The sequence below is a fragment of the Telluria sp. LT1R51-2 genome, assembly GCF_059685775.1.
Genome location: NZ_JCASIM010000001.1, coordinates 1,063,100 through 1,081,833, shown reverse-complemented (window position 1 = coordinate 1,081,833; position 18,734 = coordinate 1,063,100). Strand labels below are relative to the sequence as shown.

Genomic DNA, 18,734 nt, shown 5'->3' with positions numbered 1-18,734 from the left:
GCCTGGACACGCCACACGTCCGCGTAGCAGCACCTGTCGCATGGCAGGTCAGCACAGCAGCAGAACCAGAAGCGAGGAACTCAACCGTGGGCAATCGATCGCAGACGAACACGACGCGCCGAAAAGACGCCGACCCTGCCCGCAGTCACTCAGACAATGACGTCCGGCCGGCTCGACGGATCAAAATCAGCCCAGTCGCCCGCGACGATATTGCCTTGCGCGCGCTCAAGATGATGCGCCCCGAGCTGGCGCAGCAGTTCGACGGCCCGGACTTCCTGCGCGGGATCAGTGAAAGCGACGGCAACCAGCATGCCGGCTGTGCGCGGTGGCACCGAATTCTCCCCGCCCTCTTCGGCCTCACCCCGGTCTTTCATCTTTGAAAAGCTGAAGAGCGAACCGATATGGCCGCCTACCAGCCCGCCGACGATCGGGCCGATCGGCCCGGTGACGGGTGAGGTTGCCGCACCGATGGCCACGCCCACCGCGCCGCCAGTCGCAACGCCCTGGACAACGCCCTCGGGTGTATCTTTCGCACCCGGCGATTGCAGATGATCGCCACCGATGGGGGTGATGTCGTGCTGGCCTGGCTGGCTCAGATAAAAGCCACTGATGCGATCGGCGTCAAAGCCGGCCTCGACCAGAGCGCTGCGCGCACGGTCGACATCGTCCTGAAGCTCGAAACGTCCTGCGATGATCATAGACATGGGCAAGTTCTCCTGGATAGAGCTAGCAGCATGCGCCCGCTGCAGTTGCCCATCTGTACGGCGCCGCACGCACCCTGTCGCAGCCGGAAGATGGCAAGCAGCACTCCATACCCGTCAGCGCCACTGTCCATAGACCACGCCATACTGCGGTGGTTCCTCGACCGGTACGGGCGTACTTGCCTGCCATTGACGCGGATCGATCTTGTAATACTTGAGGAATTCGTCGTACAGGGCTGGATGGCGCGCGGCAAGCTGATGCGGTTGCTCGAAGAAGCTTTCAGTGGCAACCGCAAAGAATTCGGCTGGATTGGTAGCGCCGTAATGGTCAAGCACACCCTGCGTGCCCCACATGGCCTCATGTCGCAAATTTGCATAATCGCGTGACAGCACCTCGGACCAACGGCGGTAACGCTCGCTGCTGCCCAGGTAAGGGGCACCGTTCGTGGTCCCCGACTCGCTATCGAGCTGATGTGCAAACTCGTGCAGGACGACATTGTGTCCAGGCACGTCGACGGTATCATCGCGCCGCACATGGTCCCATGACAGGATCACGCGTCCATCGCCCCACGATTCTCCCAGCAGATCCTGCCGCTCTTCGGTCACCACGCCGGACGCGTCGACCTGCTTGCGTGGCGCCAGGAAGGCACCCGGATACACTAACACCATCTCGAGTGTGGGATAGCTGACCGGCTTCGCGCTGTCGCCGATACGCCCCAGCAGCAGCAAACACGCTTGCCCGGCAATCGTCACGCGCATCGTGTCGGTTATTTCCAGCCCAGCACAACCGACAAATTTCTTGTGATGCAGGAAATGCTGAACCATACGCGCCAGCCGTTGCCGTTGCAGATCGTCCATTCCGTTGTATTGCATGACATTGCGTGCCAGGATGGCGACGTGTTCGGGCGGCAGCGGGCGCGCTACCGCACGGTGCAAGCGCCACTTGGGCAGCAGCCAGGCGGCCAGGATGGCGACGCCCAGCAACCCGACAACAAGCGCTTCCATCATCAAGTCCGGTTGGCGAGCCAGGCTTGTACGTCGTCGGCGCCGCCGATCAATTTGCCGCCCACAAAGACTTGCGGCCAGGTCATGCTGCCCGTGATGCCACGCAGCACAATCGAATTGATGGTCTGGTCTTCGGAAATGTCGGTGAACTGGATGTCGTGCTCACGCAACGCCTCCCGGGCGCGCGCGCAGTGCGGACAGCCCGGCCGCGAAAACATCACCACCGGCTCGGGCACCTGGGCCTTCGGGGCCACGTAGCCGAGCATGGTGTCGGCGTCGGACACCTCGAATGGATCACCTTCCTTGTCTGCCTCGATGAAAATCTTGTCGATCACACCGTCGCGCACCAGCATGGAATAGCGCCACGAACGGGCGCCGAAGCCGAGGTCGCGCTTGTCGACCAGCATGCCCATACCAGTGGTGAAGTCGCCATTACCATCCGGAATGACGGTGATATTGCCGGCGTCCTGCCCTGCTTTCCACTGGTTCATGACGAAGGCGTCATTGACCGAAATACACAGCACCTCATCGACGCCGTGCGAACGCAGCACTGGTGCAAGCTCGTTATACCGCGGCAGATGGGTCGAGGAACAGGTCGGGGTGAAGGCACCGGGCAGCGAGAACACCACCACCGTGCGGCCCTTGAACAATTCGTCGGACGTCACGTCGCGCCACTGATCATCGGGGCGCGCCTTGAACGTCACCTTCGGTACGGGTTTGCCTTCCAGCGATTCGGCACTCGGTAACATCGATACTCCTGTCTGGTTGATTGTGCACCGCGCAAGCACGGCGAGATGGCAGGCAGATGAGGACTATTGACTTGTTTTCAACACATGGTGTGCAAAAGATGGCGCGCAAAAAACAAAACCGCGCAAGATGCGCGGCAAAGGACGACAGCGTTCGTCAGACCGTGGCCATTGCGGGTCTCGACCGCATCAGCCACGGGGGCGCATGTGGAGCGCCTTACTTGACTGCAGGTTGGCCTGGTGGTGGGCCGAACAGTGCCGCAACGAGTGGATCACGTGCCACAGGGCTGCGATTGACGCGAATAGCGTAGTGGGTGTCATCGGCCAGGATATGGAAGTGACGACCGCTGCCAGCCATGTTCTGCTCACGCAGACCCGGACGCTCCTTGCGTGGGGCGACGCCTTCGCGCTTTGGCTGGCAGATCGCTGCCAGGAACGCCTTGACGCGGTCCGGATCCGGCGAAATCTGGTACACGGCCTTGCCCAGATAAGTAGCGGTGCCTTCGATATAGCGGGCCAGTTCGATCACGCCGGCTTCACGCAGGTCGCGGATATACTTGCGCGCGCCGGACGGCGAAAACTTGAGGAACCAGGCAATTTCATCGGCGAGCATCTCGTGGCTCGACAGTTCATTGATCAGCTTTTGCATGTTTTCAATGCGGCGCTGGGTGGCGGACGTCGAACGCACGCGTTCGATCGGTGCCAGGGAAATCGGTGCACGTTCAGTTGGCTGTGGTGGGACGCGTTCGATCAGCGCCGAATTGCCGGAAGTGTGCACTGCGCCGGTTTCGCTGTGAGCCGCGTTGTGCTGTGTCGTTGCATGCATATTGATTAGCTCCAATAGAGAGTGAGACTGTGTGGTCCGGGTCGCTGTGTGTCGTGTGACACCCTGACAACATCTCGGTTCCGCTTAACTAGCCTCAAGATTGCCTGCATCAGACACCATGGTCTGTGCGCCATCCAACATTCGACAAGATTCCTGAAAGCACTATGGTGCGAAGCACCAAAACCGTGGTTTTGCGCCACTAGTGGAACTTTTTGTAATCTTGTAAACTCTCTACGACATGACGACGATATGACATCATGTCATCTGCACAAACAGCACTATACCTGCATGACGACGATGTGACATTCTCCGGTGCGGCCCCCTCTCATGCATTACATGACAGCGTCGTTACACTTCGTTTCACCTTAGAAATGTGCGAAATTGACCACTGTTGTAAAATCGCACAGCGTTTTTCCATTAGGTGCGGTAGCGCACCGAGGATTCTGAACCAGCACTGTTAAGCTTTATCCAACTTAGCTGCTGACGCATGCTTTGTCATCAATTTTAACCAACGGGAGTTACCTGTGAACAACACCAAGAAAATCGCCCTGGCTGCAGCACTGCTGTGCGCATCCGGCGCCACCCTCGCTCAAGAGATCAACCCATCGTGGTACATCCAGCCTAGCGTGAACCACGTTAAGCCAGATGCAGACTTCGGCGTTGACGACCGCGACACGGGTGGCGGCCTGAAGTTCGGTAAGGCGGTCCATCAGAACTGGGACATCCAGGTCGGCGCCAGCCAGACCCGTTTCGAACAGGGTCGTAGCGAATACCGCCAGACCCTGCTGGGCGCGGACGCTCTGCTGATGCTGAGCCGTGAGCGTTTCCGTCCATTCGTCCTGTTCGGTCTGGGCGTTGAGCGCGACAAGGTCAACAACCCACTGCGCAACGTCGAGAAAAACTCGCCGTACGCTACCGTTGGTATCGGTTTCCAGGCAAGCCTGACCCCGCAATGGTCGCTGCAAGCTGACCTGCGCACCGTGCGTGGCTTCCTGCGTGATGACGAACTGTTCGGCTTCAAGCGCAGCAACAACAAAATGCTGACCGTCGGCGTGAACTACGCGTTCAACCCGCCACCAGCAGCACCAATGCCAGCACCGGCACCAGTGGTCGAAGCACCAGCTCCAGCACCTGAGCCAGTCGCACCGCCACCACCACCAGCACCACGCTTCCAGAAAGTCACCCTCGAAGCGACCAAGATGTTCGCTTTCGACAAGGCTGTCGTGATCACCCCAGCACCTAAGCTGGACGAAATCGCTGCTGCCCTGCAAGCTGACACCAGCGTCACCAACGTCGAAATCACCGGTTACACCGACCGTCTGGGTTCGGAAACGTACAACCAGAAGCTGTCGGAGCGTCGAGCCATGGCCGTGCGTGAATACCTGATCGGCAAGGGCATCGATGGTAGCCGTCTGCGCGCTGTCGGCAAGGGTGAAGCCAACCCAGTCGTTGAGTGCAACCAGAAAGGCCGCGCTCAGCTGATCGCTTGCCTGGAACCTAACCGTCGCGTCGAAGTCGACCAGATCACGGTTGAAGTCCCAGTCCAGCGTTAATACCTGAAGCTGTCACTGCCGCATCCCGGCGGTGACAATGCGAGATCGAGGGGGCTTCGGCCCCCTTTTCTTTTGGAGAAGCGGTTATGGCAGTGAATAAATGGTTCCCGTACACGCACCAGATTTACAAGGTGCTGCGCGCTGCAGTCATGGACTGGATCGATCACCGGGCATCCAGCAAAGGCGCAGCCCTGGCGTTCTATACGCTGTTTTCGCTGGCGCCGATCCTGGTGCTCGTGATTGCCGTCGCGGGCTTTTTCTACGGTGCAGAAGCAGCTCAAGGGCAGTTGCTTAATGAGTTGCGCGGCCTCGTCGGTGCCCAGGGCGCTGACACCATCCAGGCCATCCTGGCCGGTGCGCAAAACAAGGAAACAGGCATGTTTGCCACAATCGTGGCCACATTGCTGCTGATCGTCGGCGCGACGACGGTGTTTTCAGAACTCAAGGACAGCCTGGACGAAATCTGGAACCTGCCGGCGCCACCGAATGGCGGCATATGGAACCTGATCCGCACCCGCCTCCTGTCGTTTGGTGTGATCCTGGTGCTGGGTTTTCTGCTGATGGTGTCGCTGGTAATCAGCGCCGCTACCACGGTGGCTGAGAAATTTATCAGCGGTATGTGGCAGGAAGCCGCGATCGTCATGGGCTGGATCGCGTCGGGACTTGGTTTTCTCGTCATCGCCACGCTGTTCGGCGTGATCTACAAGCTGCTGCCGCGCGTGAAACTGTCGTGGAAAGACGTGGCCATCGGTGCGCTTGGCACGGCGGCGATGTTCACGCTGGGTAAGTTCGGCATTGGCCTGTACATCGGCAACAGCGGCACCACCGACAGCTTCGGCGCCGCCGGCTCGCTGATCGCCTTGCTGCTGTGGGTGTATTACTCGGCGCAGATCTTTTTCCTGGGCGCAGAGTTTGCGCGCCAGTATGCGTTGCAGATGGGTAGTTTGCGCAACAAGCCGAAGTCGGTGACGGGCGTAGACCCGAAACCTGCAGAGGAATAAGCCGTATCAACCGGTCGGCAGCCTGGCTGCCGACCTTGACCGCTGATTACTCTCCCAGCAATTCCGACACCACTTCCATCCCCTCGACGCGCTCGGCCACGACCTTGAGCACCATCACGAGCGGCACGCCCAGCAACAAGCCCCAGACGCCCCACAGCCAGCCCCAGAACAGCAGACTGACGAACACTGCGGCCGGATTCATGCGCGCGATCTTGCCAGTCATCCAGGTTGCGACGACCATGCCGACCAGCGTGGCGATGCCGAGCGAAGCGCCGGCAACGAGCGTCACCATGCCCACCGTTTCAAATTGCAGGAACGCCGCCATGCCGGTCGCAACGGTGATCACGAGCGGCCCGAAATACGGCATCAGGTGCGCGACGCCGGCAAATGCCGCCCAGGCGCCAGCGTTTTCCAGGCCAATCGCGCGCAATGTGCCCCACATCAGCAGTGCCAAGAGGACATTGGTCACCAGCAGCATGAACATGTAGCTCTGGATCGAGGTATTGATGTCGTCCAGAATATGGACCGTGACCTTCTTGCGCGAGAGCGAAGGGCCTGTCAGTTTGACCAGCTTGCGCTTGAAGGTGTCCCCTGCCAGGAGCAGGAAGAACACGAGAAAGATCACCATCGTGGCCTGCGACATGAACGCGGCCAGGCTCATCGAGCCGGCCAGTACCCAGTCCATCACGCGAATCGGCGAGCTGCCCGACGCATAACCTGCGTTCTGACGCTTTTGCTGGGTGACGCGGCGCGCATCCGAGCCGACATTGCTGGCGGCGCGTTCGATTTCAGCGGCCGCTGCCTGCATCTGCTGCAGTGTCGAGCGCTGCCCGGTCGTATTGGACAGGATGCGCGTGACCTTCGACGTCAGCGTCGGGAGATCATCGATGATGTTGAAGAATTCGCCCTGCAGCCGGTACACGGTGCCAGCCATCGCGCCCACGATCACGACCGTGACCAGTGTGGCGCCGACGATGCGGCGGATATGCCAGCGCTCGAGCCAGCGTACGACAGGATTGAGGGTGTAAGCGATCAGAATGCCGAGCAGGAGCGGCACGAAGAATTTTTGCGCCCATTGGAGCGCGAAGACGAATGCGATGGTAGCCAGGACGCCAAGCGAGAGACCGCGGGCGTTGACATGCAATGGAACGCGCAGACCACCGATGTGGAGCGCGAGCTCGTCGCCGGTGGAACGCACCTCGGGATGGAGGGCGTCACCGTTGCTGCTGGGGGGCAAAGCCCCCGGGGCGGCAGTATCAGGCGGGGTTGCCGGCATGGCCGGATCAGATTGAGCTAGCTGCATATGTGTGCCTGAACAAGTGACCGGGCCGCCCCGGCGATCCGACTATTATTTCACGCGGATGTCGTTCTTAACAGCGGTCACGCCTTTGACGCCACGTGCGATCTCGACAGCGCGCTGTGCATCGCGTGCATCAGCAACAAAGCCCGACAGCTGAACGTCGCCCTTGAAGGTTTCGACGTTGACTTCACGTGCTTTCACGTTAGGGTCGTTGATCAGGGCAGCCTTGACCTTGGTGGTGATCACTGCGTCGTCGACGTATTCGCCGGTGCTGGCTTGCTTGTTGGTCGACGAGCAACCGACAGCGGTGATGGCGACGGTAGCGAAGATGGCAGCGGAAATGATGCTTTTAGCGATTTTCATGATGGCTCCTAATAATGATCATGTTAAAACTTACCCTTGCGGGCGGATTGCGCGGCGCCGGCAAGCCGGCCCGCAGGTTTATTTGCCGTACGCCGTCCGGGCGGTGCTCACGCATCCATCCTTGACAGCGCCGGCGAAGGCATCGCACTTCTGCAGTGCGACGCGGTATTCAGCTTCGATCTTGGCATCATTGGCGTCCAGCCGGGCCTCGATCGCCTTGCGATCGGCCCGGGCATCAGCCTGGAGCGTGACCAGTGTTGCCTTGGCCTGGGCCAGGCACACGTCGCGCTCGTTACCCACCAGCGTTTCGCAGCGCGTCTTGTCGCGCTCGTGGAACGCGGTCGCGATGCGCGCCTGGGTATAAGCCGCCAGCGTGTTCTTGTGGGCCGCCGTCGCCTCTTCTTCGATCCGGATGCGCGCGGCGCGGGCAATGGCCACGCAGATATCGTGCGGCACACCCGCCATGGCATCACACTGGCTCTTGGCAGCATCATAGGCAGCTTCAGCAGTGTCCATTGCGTATTGATAACTGGCCTTCGCATCCTGTCCTGCTTGTTGCGCCAGGGCTGGAAGGGTCCAGGCCATGGCAACAGCAATCAGGAACGTCACGTGCGAAATTTTCATTATTTTTGTTCACCATTTGTCAACACTGGCGCTATCTTTACATGCGCAGCACGCTCGCTCTGTTCGCTGGCGAACATAATACGCAGAGTGCTGGTGCTTCTCACACAAACCATCCAGATTGCCTGCCTTATTCATCGGCAACTGGCCGAGCGGCGGCCTCTTGCTGTAAAACAGAGTAAGTGTGGCAACGCACAGACCTCTGGCGACAGCATGATTATTCTGAACCATACCATTTGTCAGGAGAACAACATGAATGCAAACCGTAAACTTATCGCCATCGTACTGGCCACTGGCGCCCTGCTCACAGGCTGCGCCACCAACAGCTCCCAGCCGTTCGGCGGGGGCTACAACAATGCCAGCAACAGTGCATCGGCCGGCTATGGCGTGATCGATTCGATCCAGGTGGCGCAGGCTGAAAACCGTACCAGCGGCGCCGGCGCGATCCTTGGCGGTGTGGTCGGTGCATTGGCCGGCAACCAGATTGGTAGCGGCGGCGGTCGCACGGCAGCCACCGTGGCCGCCGGCGTTGCAGGTGCCGCACTGGGTAACAGCGTTGAAAAGAACCGCAACGCGCCGGGTCCTGAGCAATACCAGATCAATGTGCGCATGGACAACGGCGAATACCGCGCCGTCATGCAGGACAGCGTCTACGATCTGCGCGTGGGCAACCGCGTGCGCATCGTCGACGGCCGCGTCTACCGCTACTGATCCGGCTACCCGGCCGCATCGCCCGGCCGGTTGACCTGATGGGGTAGCGCCCCGTCTCCTCGACCAGCTTGTTCCTGTCTGCTGCACCGCCTCCGGAGAACCCCATGGGACATGTCATCCGCACCGCCAGCACTACCCTGCTGGCTCTGGCAACTTCGCTTGCCTGCCTGAGCGCTATCGCGCAACCCATCCAGCCCACCGGCGGTGACGCCAATGTCAGTCAGGCTGCTGCCCGCCAGCAAGCCCAGGAAATCGCCAAGGGCGATCCGGGACGCTGGTACCGTGACGACCCAGAGCAACAGACGCTGCGCAAGGAACTGCGCGCGGCACTGCAGGAAGCGCAGAACGCCTGCCGCCAGCGGCCCGTCGCCGAACGGAAGGCCTGCGTGGCTGAAGCACGCGCAACGTTCCAGCGCGATTCGGCATCGCCGGCCAAAACACCATCCGCGTAGCGGCTTGGCGCACGCTGCCGGTTCAGCGCTTTTTCTTGCGTGACGGTAGCGGATACACATCCGCGACCAGCGTGCTCTCGCCAATTTGCCGGCTCGGCGATGCCGAGTCGTGTACCACCAGCAAACCTTCGTCAGTCCCGTCGCGGCTGGCAAACAGCGCAATGCCTTCCGGATGATCGACGCCCTGCCCGAACGGCAGATTCATCACGTGCTCCAGCACCGTGCCAGACACGACCGTTTCGCCGTCCGGTTCGGCACCGCCAGCCCACCTGAACAACGTCACGGGTCCATCGAGATCCATCGTCGGTCCGGCCAGGATCAATAAGTCCCGGCCCTGCTTGCACAGGTCGCGAATGCCCAGCCCGCCCAAATCAAGAAAGTGCTTGCGGTACAGGTTGCCATCGGCATCGAGTGGTGCCAGACGCAGGGAACCGGGATTCTCGTCATCGACCGGGGCCATTTCGATGATGGTGGCCCAGCCCCGCAGCACCGGCCCGCGCAGGCCAAGCAGGACACGCTTGCCCGCCAGCGCGATGCCCTCGATATCAAAACCGTTGTCCTTGCCGGGAATGGCCAGGAACGGGCCGATGTGTTCATCGAGCCTGAGCTGCGCCGTGAGTTCGTTGCCATGCGCGTCGCCACGCAGCATGGCGGCGGTGCGGCGCTTGCCCTTGTGTTCGATCTCCTTGACCAGCGTGGGCATCCCATCCTGCTCGCCCATCGGGATGCGACCCAGCAGGTAACGGTTACCATCGGCGCTGACCGTGGCCAGGCGCTTGTGCGTGCGCTTGTTGCCGTCATCCGGGTCGGGTTTCTTGCGGCGCAGGCTGTGCGAACCGGTCACCCACATGTATTTGCCATCGCAGGCCAGGCCTTCGACATCGGCTTCGTTAATACGTTCCTTCTCGACGTCAAACGCCGGCAGCGGCAAATCGAAGAAATCGTGTAGCGCGAACTGGCGATGCTCGCGCGCAAAGCTGCTTTGGCCGCGGCTGTCTTCCTCTACCAGTGTCAGACGCTCGATGCTGACCGACTCATCGTTCGCGAGCCATAGCGTTTTGCCCATGCGCAGCGCCACGGACAGGCCGTTGCGCAGCTCCTTGTCGGGACTCAGGTCATCGCGTTCCGGATGGAATTCGAGCAGAACGATATTCGAGGGATGCATGTGTATCTCGTGGTAAATGATGTACATCCAGCATACCCGATGGCGCAGTCAGCGTTATCTGTTGATGACGCTGATAGCAATACTAAGCAATTGTTTTGGAAAAATAATCCGCTCGCCATCCAGCGCCCAGCGCCAGCCCAGATAATTGGGCAGGTAGCGCGACGCTACACCACGAAAGCGCTGTAGCCAGCTCTTGAAACGCTGGTGGTAGGCGTTCACGTTCTGGACGTGGATGGCAAGATTGCCCAGTCGTCTCACACGCACTCGGGCACGCAAATTGACCGTCTCATGCGCGATCCTGTGCTTGCGTGCAAAGGCGCGGTAGGCGGCATGGCTGTCGCTGACCAGCAGCGCCTGCCGATTCAGCCTGGGCAGCAAGTCACGCTCGAGTTGCGCAACCCTGAGCGCCCCGCGGCCGGTCACGGCATCAATGGTGCGTCCCTCGCGGTCACGCGCGACCAGGATACAGTCCAGTTCGCTGGAAATGCCCCGTTTGGCATCGCGCCCGCCACGGCGGCGCGGTGGCCGATCGAGCCTGCGCGAACCTTTTTGTGACTCGAGCAGAAATGTTTCGTCAGCCTCGACGATGCCGTTGAGCGCTGCAGGTCGGTCGAGCTTGACCCAATGCAGGAAGCGGTGGCGCCAGCGAAAGGCCGTGTTGCGATGGACCCCCACTCGATTTGCTGCCTTGCGTACGGGAAGTGAATCGAGCAGCACCTGCGAATACGCGAGCCATTTGGCCTTGAGCCTGAGCCGCGCCAGTGGCGTGCCGGTCAGGTCATTGAAGGTGCGACCGCAGGCACAGCAGCGGAAGCGCTGCAAGTCATTGGCGAACCCGTGCCGGTAGCATTGCTCGTTGCCGCATCTGGGGCAGCAGCGGCCTGGCGCTCTGACCTCACTGATGAGAGAAACCACCTGATCGAGCCCGGCTGCCGGATGCAGGGCGTCGCGTACTTGCCAGCGCTGCGGCCCGTTCAGCGAAGGCAGTTTTGCGAACCAGTCCTTGAAACGTGGCGCTTTCATGATCGACTCCTGACGCTGGGGACAGGGGTTGGACCATCGGAGTGCTCGTCAGTTCAAAACTAGTCTCTATTTAACGTTGACTGCGCCTACCCGATCGGTGACGCCGCCAATACAGGACAAAAAAAGACGGCGTCCAATTTGCGATTGGACGCCGTTCAAGCCCCACCATAGCCGCTACAGCGCACTGCACTGTGGCGTCATTTGTTACGCCTGGCCAAGGTTCACCACCAGCCAGGCCGCTCAGGCTTCTTTTGCTGCCTTGCGCGCACGCTTGCGATTGAAGTACCAGCCCAGAACACCCGCCGCCACTGCAGCGCCGGCGACCGGCTTGCCAAGACGACGCTCGCGCACGAAGTTCAGCGCATTCATCGCATACGGCATCAGCATCGCCACATTCGCGCCGGTCGGCTTGAGCAGCGCATCGGCCTTGGTGCGCAGAGCTACCGTGGTGTGATCGAAGGCCGTACGCATCATCACTTCCGGCTTGATGCCGTGCTGGATACTGGCCTTGGCATGGGCCACGCCGGCGCGGAAGAACTCGCCTTCACGCAGGAGTTCCTTCTTGCGCACCGCCGGGTCCAGGCTGTGTTGATGACCGGCCAACCCGGTCGTCTCGTCGTGTTTGTGCATGTTGGCTTCCTTGGATACGCCGCTCACAGCAACATCTCGCGGTCGTTTTTCAGTTCTTTCATCGTGGCCGGGAATCCCAGCTTGTTCTGCTTGATCAGCGCCATGCCCTTGGCCACCAGGATGGCCGTGATCAGCGTGAACACCGCGAACATGATCAACAGGATGGTCCAGCCCATCGATTCCCATGCCAGCGCCACGATTGTCATGGCACCGAAAGCAATGGCAAACCAGACTGCCAGCACGGCGACGGCAAAAATCGCCACCAGCTCGATGACATGGTTGCGGATCTCGGCCAGCTCAAGCGCAGCGAGTTCCACGCGCGAGACCGCCAGGCCGAACAGACTCTTGAAGAGACTGGAAATGCCGGCAAACACCCCGGGGTTCTGCACGTTTGCTTCTTGTTTATCCACGTAGCCTCCAGCCTTATTGTTTGCGGCTGATCAGCAGGCCGATGAGCACACCGACACCTGCCGCTGCTGCCACGATACGCCATGGATTATGTTTCACATAATCATCAGCGGTATGCACCAGCTCCTTGCCCTTGACCACGGCCTGCGTGGGCATCAGGCTGGCACCGCCCAGCACGCTATCAAGCATTGCCATGCCGCGCTCGCGCAGCTCTTCGGCTTTTTCACCGGTGAGCGACGCCGCAGCGGTGAGCATGGATTGCGCATCGCGCACCAGTGCTTTCATGTCGGACTGGGTGGCATAGGTGCTGCCGCTGATCGGGTGCATGCTGCCGTGGCTGTTGCGGGAAGTGTCTAGCATGTTCTACTCCTGTCACTAATCAATCAATGAAACTGACCCGCACGAGGCGGGTCACGGTCAAGCTCAGGCCATCAGGTCGCGCATGTCGTCGGCGTGCTCTTCTTCAACAGCCATGATTTCCACCAGCATGTTGCGGGTGGTCGGATCCTTGTCGCCGATCGCCACGATCATCTGGCGATACGATTCGATCGCCACACGTTCGGCGATCAGATCGGCGCGGACCATGTCCTGCGCGTTCTCCGACGCATCGTATTCGGCGTGGCTGCGCGCAGCGAACGTGGCCGGGTTGAAGTCCGGCGAACCGTTCAGTTGCACAATGCGTTCCGCGATGCGGTCAGCGTGTTCCTGCTCCTGCTGCGCGTGCTCGAGGAACTCGGCCTTGATCTGGCCGGTGCCCGGGCCGCTGACCGTGTAGTAATGACGCTTGTAGCGCATCACGCACAGCAGTTCGGTGGCCAGTGCATCGTTCAGCATGGCGATGACCGCTTCACGGTCGGCCTGGTAGCCCTCGGTGACGGCGCCGTCATCGAGGTTGGCGGCTGCCTTGCGGATTGCGGAGACATCAAAGCCGTGGCCGAGGTTGTTGGTTTGTTCCATTGTCGTTCCTTAATTCAGAGTCAATTCAAAAATATGTTCAACGCGCTGCTGCGCGTGGCGGAATGGCTGCGCCTTCGTTCGACAGAACGATTTCGACGCGACGATTCTGCTGACGGCTTGCTGCGCTGTCGTTCGATGCAACAGGGAATGCTTCGCCGTATGCGCGCATGGCGATACGTTCACGCGGCACGCCCTGGCCGGCCAGCGCGGTCGCGACAGCGGCGGCGCGGCGTTCGGACAGTTGCTGGTTGTGGCTCTCGCTGCCGGTGCTGTCGGTAAAGCCTTCGATCAGCACGGTGCGATTCGGGTTCTGGGCCATCACATCGGCCAGCTTGCGCAAGGTCGACATGCCATTCGGGTTCAATACGGCTTGATCGGTAGCAAACAGGACATCGCCGATCGTGACCACGAAACCACGCTCGGTTTTCACCGCTTGCAGATCGACCAGCAGTGCTTCGAGCTTGGCGGTGCGTTCGGCCATGGCGGCGGTTTCAGCCTGTGCTGCCTGTGCCTGCATCTGGGCTTGCTGTGCCTGGCCTTGTGCCTGCTGAGCAGCAGCCTGCGCCGCTTCAGCGTCGCGCTTGGCGCGATCGGCTTCGGCGGTGCGCGCATCGAGGCGCACCATGTCGCGCTGACGCGTTGCATCGGCGATATTCGCTTCGGCAGCCTTGCCCTTGGCGACTTCCTGCGCCGTGGCGATGCGCTGCTTGGCCACGTAGGCCAGGCGGTCGATGTCGCTCAGGCTTTCGCGGCGGGCCGCAGCCTGGTTGGCCTGGTCGAGTGCCTCGCTGGCCTGCTTGAATTCGAGTGGTGCGTAGGTGGAGATTTGCGAATTATTGTTCGCGCTGACGAAGTCGGCACGCGCCTGGTCGAGCGTTGGCGTGGTCATCGGCGCGCTGGCGCAGGCTGCCGCCAGCACGGCGGCGGCCAGGATCGATACGGCGGATTTGCGGTTTTTCATGTTGTTATTCCTTTTATTTTCCAAGCGCCGGATCGTCGGCGCGAACTCCTGTCCGGGGACAGGAAACAGTGCAATGACTCAAATGACTCAGTTAGCTCAGTTGCCTTACTTGGTGTTGGCGCGATCGACTTCTTCACGCAGCACGCGCAGATCGTCATTCAGCTGGGTTGAAGCCGCCGTTGCCTTGCTCGACACAGCCTTGCTCTGGGCCAGCTTGGCGTCGGCCTGGGCCTGCACCGCCAGTTCGCGTGCCATCTTGTAGTCACGCGCGGCCAGTGCCTGGTTGGCACGGCCCATTTTTTCGCGTGCCGCTGTAATTTCAGCTGGGGCCAGGTCAGCTGCACCTGCCGACACTGCGTTCTCGATGGCGTTGCGCGAGACTGCCACGTCCGCCGTTGCAGGCGCCTTGTCAGGACTTGCGCAGGCCGTCAATGCCAGCAGAGCGGCAACGCAGCCAAGGCGGGCAAACCCGGTCATCGATTGATGTTTATTCATCACATTTTCTCCTGGGAAGTGGTGTAGATAACGTTATAAACCTGTTATCGGATGCGCTCAGTTCGGTGACGCACATTGCCTGCAGCGCCGCGTACCCGCAGCACATACGCGGCTCATTGCCGACACTGGGTGCAGCATCGCACGCTGTCACGGTTCCTCATAGGGTACCCTCGCCGCACCGACTACCGACTACCGACAAAGGATGATCATGGCCGAGCCAATGCCAATACCACCGGCGGCGCAGCGCCCGCAGGGACCACGCCGCAACAAGAAGAAACGGATTGCCCTGTGGGTCCTCGCCGTCATGATCGCGCTGCCCGTCATTGCCGTCATCGTGATCCTCACCTTCGACTGGAACCGCGCACGGCCGTGGATCAACGACAAGGTCAGCGACGCCATCGACCGCCCGTTCGCCATCGGTGGCGACCTGACTGTCTCATGGGAGCGTCCCGCCGCGCGGATGGCACCCGCCGAGCGCACGTGGCGCGATCACATTCCGTGGCCGTATCTGGTCGCACGCAATACCACCATCGGCAACCCGGCCGGCATGGCGGCCGGCGACATGGTCAGCGTGGGCCAGTTCTCGTTCTCGCTCGACCCGCTGGCACTGCTGGACCAGCGGATCGGCATTCCGCTGCTGCGCTTCGACGCGCCGCGGGTCGAGCTGCTGCGTACCAATGCAACGACCAATAACTGGACGTTCAAGCGCAACGAGCAGCCATCGCGCTGGAATCTCGACCTCGAACGCGTCGTGCTGACTGACGGCGTGCTCCACCTCAAGGATGCGGTCACGAAGGCCGACGTCACGGCCCGGGTGCGCACGCTGGAGCGCGACCCGGTGTATGGCGTGGCCTTCACGCTCGATGGCAGCTACAACGGCGCCAGGGTTGGCGGCGGTGGCAAACTCGGCTCGGTGTTTTCGCTGAAGAACGAGACCACGCCCTACCCGATCCAGGGTGAGTTCAGGTCGGGCAAGACCCGGATCGCCATCGAAGGCACCGTCACCAATCCGGCGCAGCTTGCCGCGCTGGACGTACAACTCGAACTGGCGGGCGCCAGCATGGCCCGTTTGTACAATTTCACCGGCATTCTGCTGCCGGAAACACCGGCGTTTTCCACGGCTGGCCGCCTGACCGGCCAGCTTGGCAACGGCGCCAGCCGCTGGGTATACGACGGTTTTGCCGGCAAGGTCGGCGCCAGCGATATCGGCGGGCGCCTTGCGTATGCCACCGGTGGCGCACGCCCTGTCCTGTCGGGCAATGTGCGTTCACGCCAGCTCGTGTTCGCCGATCTGGCGCCCCTGGTCGGCGCCGATTCGAATGCCAGCAAGGCGGCGCGCGGCGTCGAGGTCAAGCAGCCAGGCGGCAAGGTGTTGCCGGTGGAAGAATTCCACACCGAACGCTGGACAGCGCTCGATGCCGACGTACGCTTTGCCGCCGACAATATTGTGCGCGACAAGGCTCTGCCCATCAGTAAGCTCAGCAGCCACGTCAAGATGGACAATGGCGTGCTGAGGCTCGACCCGCTTGAATTCGGCATGGCCGGTGGCACCGTGCGCTCGACCATCCGCCTCGATGGCAGCGGGCGCAGCGGCAAGAATGCCATCCAGGCGGTCGCCGACGTGCGGGCGCGCAAGATCGGCATCAAGCAACTGTTCCCGAAAATCGAGCAGATGCAGGCGACCGCTGGCCAGATCAACGCCGACGCGAAGCTGTCGGCCACCGGCAATTCGGTTGCGTCGCTGCTCGCCAAATCGAATGGCGAACTCAAGGCGCTCGTCAGCGAAGGCACGGTCAGCAAGATGCTGCTCGAAATGGCGGGCTTGAACGTGGCCAACATCGTCGTGACCAAGCTGTTTGGCGACAAGCAGGTCGACCTCAATTGCGTGGCCGCCGACTTTGCCGTCAATGACGGGGTTGCGCGCACGCGCAGCTTCATCGTCGACACCGAAGAAGCCATCATCACCGTCGATGGCGCCATCAACCTGGCGGGCGAGCAGATGGAACTGCGCATCCGGCCCGAAACGAAGGCGCTGCGCATCTTCTCGCTGCGCGCGCCACTGTATGTGCGTGGCTCGTTCAGCAAGCCGGACGTGGCGATCGACAAGGGCGTGCTGGCAATGAAGGCAGGTGGCGCAGCCGCACTGGCCGTCGTGGCTGCCCCGTTGGCTGCCCTTCTTCCGCTGATCAATACAGGCCCGGGTGAAGACAGCGATTGCGCGCGCCTGCTGGCCCAGGCACGGCAAGCACCCAGTGCGCCGCCACCGGGCCGGCGCCAGAGCCGTTGAAATAGCCTCGTGGATACAACCTGTAACAACCTGGCACGGGCTTTGTGTGTTGCCGAACAGATCAATTTGGCAATCCTCACTATGATCGGTCCAAGTCATCGAGAAAAGACGCACCCGCATGAACGGATCGAGCATCAGACGTTTTGGCAGCATCCCGGTTTTACTGGTCGCACTGGCTGGTGGGACACTGATGGGATGTACGTCCGGATTACCCGGCTTCGGCAAGATCGAAGCTGTCCAGGACGATGTCATCACGGCCGAAGTGCACAGCGCCCTCCGGCGTGATCCGGACCTGAAGGTGTCCGATCTGGATGTCAATACGTATCAAGGCATTGTCCGGCTGCGTGGATTTGTATCCTCTGCCGACAGCGTCGCCGCAGCGGCCTCGGTCGCGCGAACCGTCAACGGCGTGAAATCGGTCAGAAATGACCTGCGCCTGAAATAACCCCATCAAAGGAAAACATCATGAAACTCATCAAAAACCTGGTAGTGACGGCAACCCTGGCGACCGCCGCATTCGGTATGGTCGGCTGCTCGAACATGTCGAAGCAAGACCGTAACACGGCAGTCGGCGCTGGCGCCGGTGCAGTGATCGGTGGCGTCCTGACCGGCGGCAGCGCAGTCGGCACCGTTGGCGGCGCAGCTGTCGGCGGCGTGGTCGGCAATCAAGTCAAGACCACCAACTGATCACTGTTCACTGGCACACTTGCCAGTGACATGACAGCCAATACAAAACGCCCGGCTTGCCGGGCGTTTTGTATTGGGCGATGCGCTCCAGCGCCGCTGGCTCAGACGGTATCGGTGGCTGGCGCAGCCCCGGCTTCGCGGACGATCTGGTAGCAGGTGCAGGCGGCTGCCGCCAGGCGCTCAGGATCGAGGATCTCGATATTGCCCCGGCTGTAGTTGATCAAGCCCTGCTGCTGCAGCGCGCTGGCCGCCTTGGTCACCCCGACCCGGCGCACTCCCAGCGCGTGCGCCAGGAATTCGTGGGTCAGATGAAATTTGTCCGATTGCAGGCGGTCACGCGTGATGAGCAGCGAACGTGCCAGACGTGCCTCGAGCACGTGGAAGCGACTGCAGACGGCAATCTGGATCGCCTGCGCCAGCAGCGAGTCGGTGTAACGGTACAGCACACGCTGCAGGGCCGGATTGCGCGAGACTTCGAGGCGAAAACGCCCGCCGTCCATCCGGCTGGCGCTTCCCGCCCGCTGCACGACGGCGCGCACTTGCGTTGTGTCGTGACCCAGGGCCGTGGTGGCGCCAAGCATGCCTTCACGCCCGACCTGACCAACCTCGAGCGTCATGCGCCCTTCGGCCACACCCAGCAGCGACACCAGACAATCGTGCGGAAAATAGATGTGAAGAATGGGATCACCCGCTTCGCACAGGACCTGGCCAGCTTCCACCCTGACCTCGTCGAGCTGCGGCAGCATCTGAGCAAGGTCTTGCGGGGGAAGTGCTGCGAGCAACAAGTTACTGTTGGGCTCGCAGACAGGCGGGTGGACGGCAGAATTCATTATTTCCTCACA

General features: G+C 61.2%; 23 protein-coding genes. 7 read left to right on the top strand and 16 right to left on the bottom strand.

What is annotated here, in order from left to right; translation table 11 throughout:
* Positions 1–149: 149 nt before the first annotated feature.
* From AC56LH_RS04785 to AC56LH_RS04770, 4 genes are all read right to left on the bottom strand, one after another.
* On the bottom strand, positions 150–704 hold the full coding sequence (locus AC56LH_RS04785; RefSeq protein ID WP_499644473.1) for a hypothetical protein: 555 nt from the start codon (positions 702–704) through the stop codon (positions 150–152).
* Positions 705–818: 114 nt separating this feature from the next.
* On the bottom strand, positions 819–1,706 hold the full coding sequence (locus AC56LH_RS04780; protein ID WP_499648393.1) for a M90 family metallopeptidase: 888 nt from the start codon (positions 1,704–1,706) through the stop codon (positions 819–821).
* A gap of 2 nt (positions 1,707–1,708) precedes the next feature.
* A complete protein-coding gene (locus AC56LH_RS04775; protein WP_499644471.1) occupies positions 1,709–2,455 on the bottom strand; it encodes a glutathione peroxidase in 747 nt (248 codons plus the stop codon).
* Positions 2,456–2,669: 214 nt separating this feature from the next.
* Entirely contained in the window at positions 2,670–3,278 is a 609-nt protein-coding gene (locus AC56LH_RS04770) for a winged helix-turn-helix domain-containing protein (RefSeq protein WP_499644469.1), read from the bottom strand.
* A gap of 524 nt (positions 3,279–3,802) precedes the next feature.
* Here AC56LH_RS04770 and AC56LH_RS04765 point away from each other — a divergent pair.
* Entirely contained in the window at positions 3,803–4,831 is a 1,029-nt protein-coding gene (locus AC56LH_RS04765) for an OmpA family protein (RefSeq protein WP_499644467.1), read from the top strand.
* Between the two features lie 86 nt (positions 4,832–4,917).
* Positions 4,918–5,832, top strand: a complete 915-nt coding sequence (locus AC56LH_RS04760; protein ID WP_499644465.1) for a YihY/virulence factor BrkB family protein — start codon at positions 4,918–4,920, stop codon at positions 5,830–5,832.
* Between the two features lie 46 nt (positions 5,833–5,878).
* Here the strand turns inward: AC56LH_RS04760 and AC56LH_RS04755 are convergent, their stop codons facing one another.
* The 3 genes from AC56LH_RS04755 to AC56LH_RS04745 all read right to left on the bottom strand — a co-directional run bounded on the left by AC56LH_RS04755 (position 5,879) and on the right by AC56LH_RS04745 (position 8,119).
* A complete protein-coding gene (locus AC56LH_RS04755) occupies positions 5,879–7,135 on the bottom strand; it encodes an AI-2E family transporter (RefSeq protein ID WP_499644463.1) in 1,257 nt (418 codons plus the stop codon).
* Positions 7,136–7,180: 45 nt separating this feature from the next.
* Positions 7,181–7,495 (bottom strand): BON domain-containing protein, encoded by a 315-nt coding sequence (locus AC56LH_RS04750; RefSeq protein ID WP_183550710.1) that lies wholly within the window; start codon positions 7,493–7,495, stop codon positions 7,181–7,183.
* A 78-nt stretch (positions 7,496–7,573) separates the two neighbouring features.
* Positions 7,574–8,119 (bottom strand): hypothetical protein, encoded by a 546-nt coding sequence (locus AC56LH_RS04745; RefSeq protein WP_499644461.1) that lies wholly within the window; start codon positions 8,117–8,119, stop codon positions 7,574–7,576.
* A gap of 249 nt (positions 8,120–8,368) precedes the next feature.
* Here AC56LH_RS04745 and AC56LH_RS04740 point away from each other — a divergent pair, with 249 nt between their 5' ends.
* Together AC56LH_RS04740 and AC56LH_RS04735 are read left to right on the top strand one after the other, a co-directional pair.
* Complete coding sequence (locus tag AC56LH_RS04740; protein WP_499644459.1) at positions 8,369–8,827, top strand: outer membrane lipoprotein; 459 nt, start codon at positions 8,369–8,371, stop codon at positions 8,825–8,827.
* Positions 8,828–8,931: 104 nt separating this feature from the next.
* Complete coding sequence (locus AC56LH_RS04735; RefSeq protein WP_499644457.1) at positions 8,932–9,279, top strand: hypothetical protein; 348 nt, start codon at positions 8,932–8,934, stop codon at positions 9,277–9,279.
* Between the two features lie 22 nt (positions 9,280–9,301).
* On the opposite strand, the gene AC56LH_RS04730 is transcribed toward AC56LH_RS04735, so the two are convergent.
* From AC56LH_RS04730 to AC56LH_RS04695, 8 genes are all read right to left on the bottom strand, one after another.
* Complete coding sequence (locus tag AC56LH_RS04730; RefSeq protein ID WP_499644454.1) at positions 9,302–10,444, bottom strand: DUF3616 domain-containing protein; 1,143 nt, start codon at positions 10,442–10,444, stop codon at positions 9,302–9,304.
* Between the two features lie 54 nt (positions 10,445–10,498).
* Positions 10,499–11,467 carry an IS1595 family transposase gene (locus AC56LH_RS04725; protein ID WP_499644452.1) on the bottom strand — a complete coding sequence of 323 codons (969 nt, stop codon included), beginning with the start codon at positions 11,465–11,467 and terminating at the stop codon, positions 10,499–10,501.
* Between the two features lie 240 nt (positions 11,468–11,707).
* Entirely contained in the window at positions 11,708–12,097 is a 390-nt protein-coding gene (locus tag AC56LH_RS04720; protein ID WP_499644450.1) for a hypothetical protein, read from the bottom strand.
* Between the two features lie 23 nt (positions 12,098–12,120).
* The gene (locus AC56LH_RS04715; RefSeq protein ID WP_482898184.1) at positions 12,121–12,507 is read right to left on the bottom strand and encodes a phage holin family protein; all 387 of its coding nucleotides are present in this window, start codon (positions 12,505–12,507) and stop codon (positions 12,121–12,123) included.
* 13 nt (positions 12,508–12,520) lie between these two features.
* A complete protein-coding gene (locus AC56LH_RS04710) occupies positions 12,521–12,865 on the bottom strand; it encodes an ElaB/YgaM/YqjD family protein (RefSeq protein WP_499644448.1) in 345 nt (114 codons plus the stop codon).
* Between the two features lie 63 nt (positions 12,866–12,928).
* Positions 12,929–13,462 (bottom strand): ferritin-like domain-containing protein, encoded by a 534-nt coding sequence (locus AC56LH_RS04705; protein ID WP_183550672.1) that lies wholly within the window; start codon positions 13,460–13,462, stop codon positions 12,929–12,931.
* Between the two features lie 37 nt (positions 13,463–13,499).
* The gene (locus tag AC56LH_RS04700; protein ID WP_499644446.1) at positions 13,500–14,423 is read right to left on the bottom strand and encodes an OmpA family protein; all 924 of its coding nucleotides are present in this window, start codon (positions 14,421–14,423) and stop codon (positions 13,500–13,502) included.
* Between the two features lie 105 nt (positions 14,424–14,528).
* Positions 14,529–14,918 (bottom strand): DUF4398 domain-containing protein, encoded by a 390-nt coding sequence (locus AC56LH_RS04695; protein ID WP_499576950.1) that lies wholly within the window; start codon positions 14,916–14,918, stop codon positions 14,529–14,531.
* Between the two features lie 208 nt (positions 14,919–15,126).
* Here AC56LH_RS04695 and AC56LH_RS04690 point away from each other — a divergent pair, with 208 nt between their 5' ends.
* From AC56LH_RS04690 to AC56LH_RS04680, 3 genes are all read left to right on the top strand, one after another.
* Positions 15,127–17,205, top strand: a complete 2,079-nt coding sequence (locus tag AC56LH_RS04690) for an AsmA family protein (RefSeq protein WP_499644444.1) — start codon at positions 15,127–15,129, stop codon at positions 17,203–17,205.
* 118 nt (positions 17,206–17,323) lie between these two features.
* Positions 17,324–17,650 carry a BON domain-containing protein gene (locus tag AC56LH_RS04685; RefSeq protein ID WP_499644442.1) on the top strand — a complete coding sequence of 109 codons (327 nt, stop codon included), beginning with the start codon at positions 17,324–17,326 and terminating at the stop codon, positions 17,648–17,650.
* 20 nt (positions 17,651–17,670) lie between these two features.
* Positions 17,671–17,892, top strand: a complete 222-nt coding sequence (locus AC56LH_RS04680) for a YMGG-like glycine zipper-containing protein (protein WP_183550660.1) — start codon at positions 17,671–17,673, stop codon at positions 17,890–17,892.
* A 101-nt stretch (positions 17,893–17,993) separates the two neighbouring features.
* On the opposite strand, the gene AC56LH_RS04675 is transcribed toward AC56LH_RS04680, so the two are convergent.
* Positions 17,994–18,722, bottom strand: a complete 729-nt coding sequence (locus tag AC56LH_RS04675) for a Crp/Fnr family transcriptional regulator (protein WP_499644440.1) — start codon at positions 18,720–18,722, stop codon at positions 17,994–17,996.
* Between the last annotated feature and the right edge of the window lie 12 nt (positions 18,723–18,734).

Coding starts and splice junctions, on each gene's coding strand:
- AC56LH_RS04785 (WP_499644473.1), bottom strand. CDS start 704: ATGTCTATGATCATCGCAGGACGTTTCGAGCTTCAGGACGATGTCGAC.
- AC56LH_RS04780 (WP_499648393.1), bottom strand. CDS start 1,706: ATGGAAGCGCTTGTTGTCGGGTTGCTGGGCGTCGCCATCCTGGCCGCC.
- AC56LH_RS04775 (WP_499644471.1), bottom strand. CDS start 2,455: ATGTTACCGAGTGCCGAATCGCTGGAAGGCAAACCCGTACCGAAGGTG.
- AC56LH_RS04770 (WP_499644469.1), bottom strand. CDS start 3,278: ATGCATGCAACGACACAGCACAACGCGGCTCACAGCGAAACCGGCGCA.
- AC56LH_RS04760 (WP_499644465.1), top strand. CDS start 4,918: ATGGCAGTGAATAAATGGTTCCCGTACACGCACCAGATTTACAAGGTG.
- AC56LH_RS04755 (WP_499644463.1), bottom strand. CDS start 7,135: ATGCAGCTAGCTCAATCTGATCCGGCCATGCCGGCAACCCCGCCTGAT.
- AC56LH_RS04750 (WP_183550710.1), bottom strand. CDS start 7,495: ATGAAAATCGCTAAAAGCATCATTTCCGCTGCCATCTTCGCTACCGTC.
- AC56LH_RS04745 (WP_499644461.1), bottom strand. CDS start 8,119: ATGAAAATTTCGCACGTGACGTTCCTGATTGCTGTTGCCATGGCCTGG.
- AC56LH_RS04740 (WP_499644459.1), top strand. CDS start 8,369: ATGAATGCAAACCGTAAACTTATCGCCATCGTACTGGCCACTGGCGCC.
- AC56LH_RS04735 (WP_499644457.1), top strand. CDS start 8,932: ATGGGACATGTCATCCGCACCGCCAGCACTACCCTGCTGGCTCTGGCA.
- AC56LH_RS04730 (WP_499644454.1), bottom strand. CDS start 10,444: ATGCATCCCTCGAATATCGTTCTGCTCGAATTCCATCCGGAACGCGAT.
- AC56LH_RS04725 (WP_499644452.1), bottom strand. CDS start 11,467: ATGAAAGCGCCACGTTTCAAGGACTGGTTCGCAAAACTGCCTTCGCTG.
- AC56LH_RS04720 (WP_499644450.1), bottom strand. CDS start 12,097: ATGCACAAACACGACGAGACGACCGGGTTGGCCGGTCATCAACACAGC.
- AC56LH_RS04710 (WP_499644448.1), bottom strand. CDS start 12,865: ATGCTAGACACTTCCCGCAACAGCCACGGCAGCATGCACCCGATCAGC.
- AC56LH_RS04705 (WP_183550672.1), bottom strand. CDS start 13,462: ATGGAACAAACCAACAACCTCGGCCACGGCTTTGATGTCTCCGCAATC.
- AC56LH_RS04700 (WP_499644446.1), bottom strand. CDS start 14,423: ATGAAAAACCGCAAATCCGCCGTATCGATCCTGGCCGCCGCCGTGCTG.
- AC56LH_RS04695 (WP_499576950.1), bottom strand. CDS start 14,918: ATGAATAAACATCAATCGATGACCGGGTTTGCCCGCCTTGGCTGCGTT.
- AC56LH_RS04690 (WP_499644444.1), top strand. CDS start 15,127: ATGGCCGAGCCAATGCCAATACCACCGGCGGCGCAGCGCCCGCAGGGA.
- AC56LH_RS04685 (WP_499644442.1), top strand. CDS start 17,324: ATGAACGGATCGAGCATCAGACGTTTTGGCAGCATCCCGGTTTTACTG.
- AC56LH_RS04680 (WP_183550660.1), top strand. CDS start 17,671: ATGAAACTCATCAAAAACCTGGTAGTGACGGCAACCCTGGCGACCGCC.
- AC56LH_RS04675 (WP_499644440.1), bottom strand. CDS start 18,722: ATGAATTCTGCCGTCCACCCGCCTGTCTGCGAGCCCAACAGTAACTTG.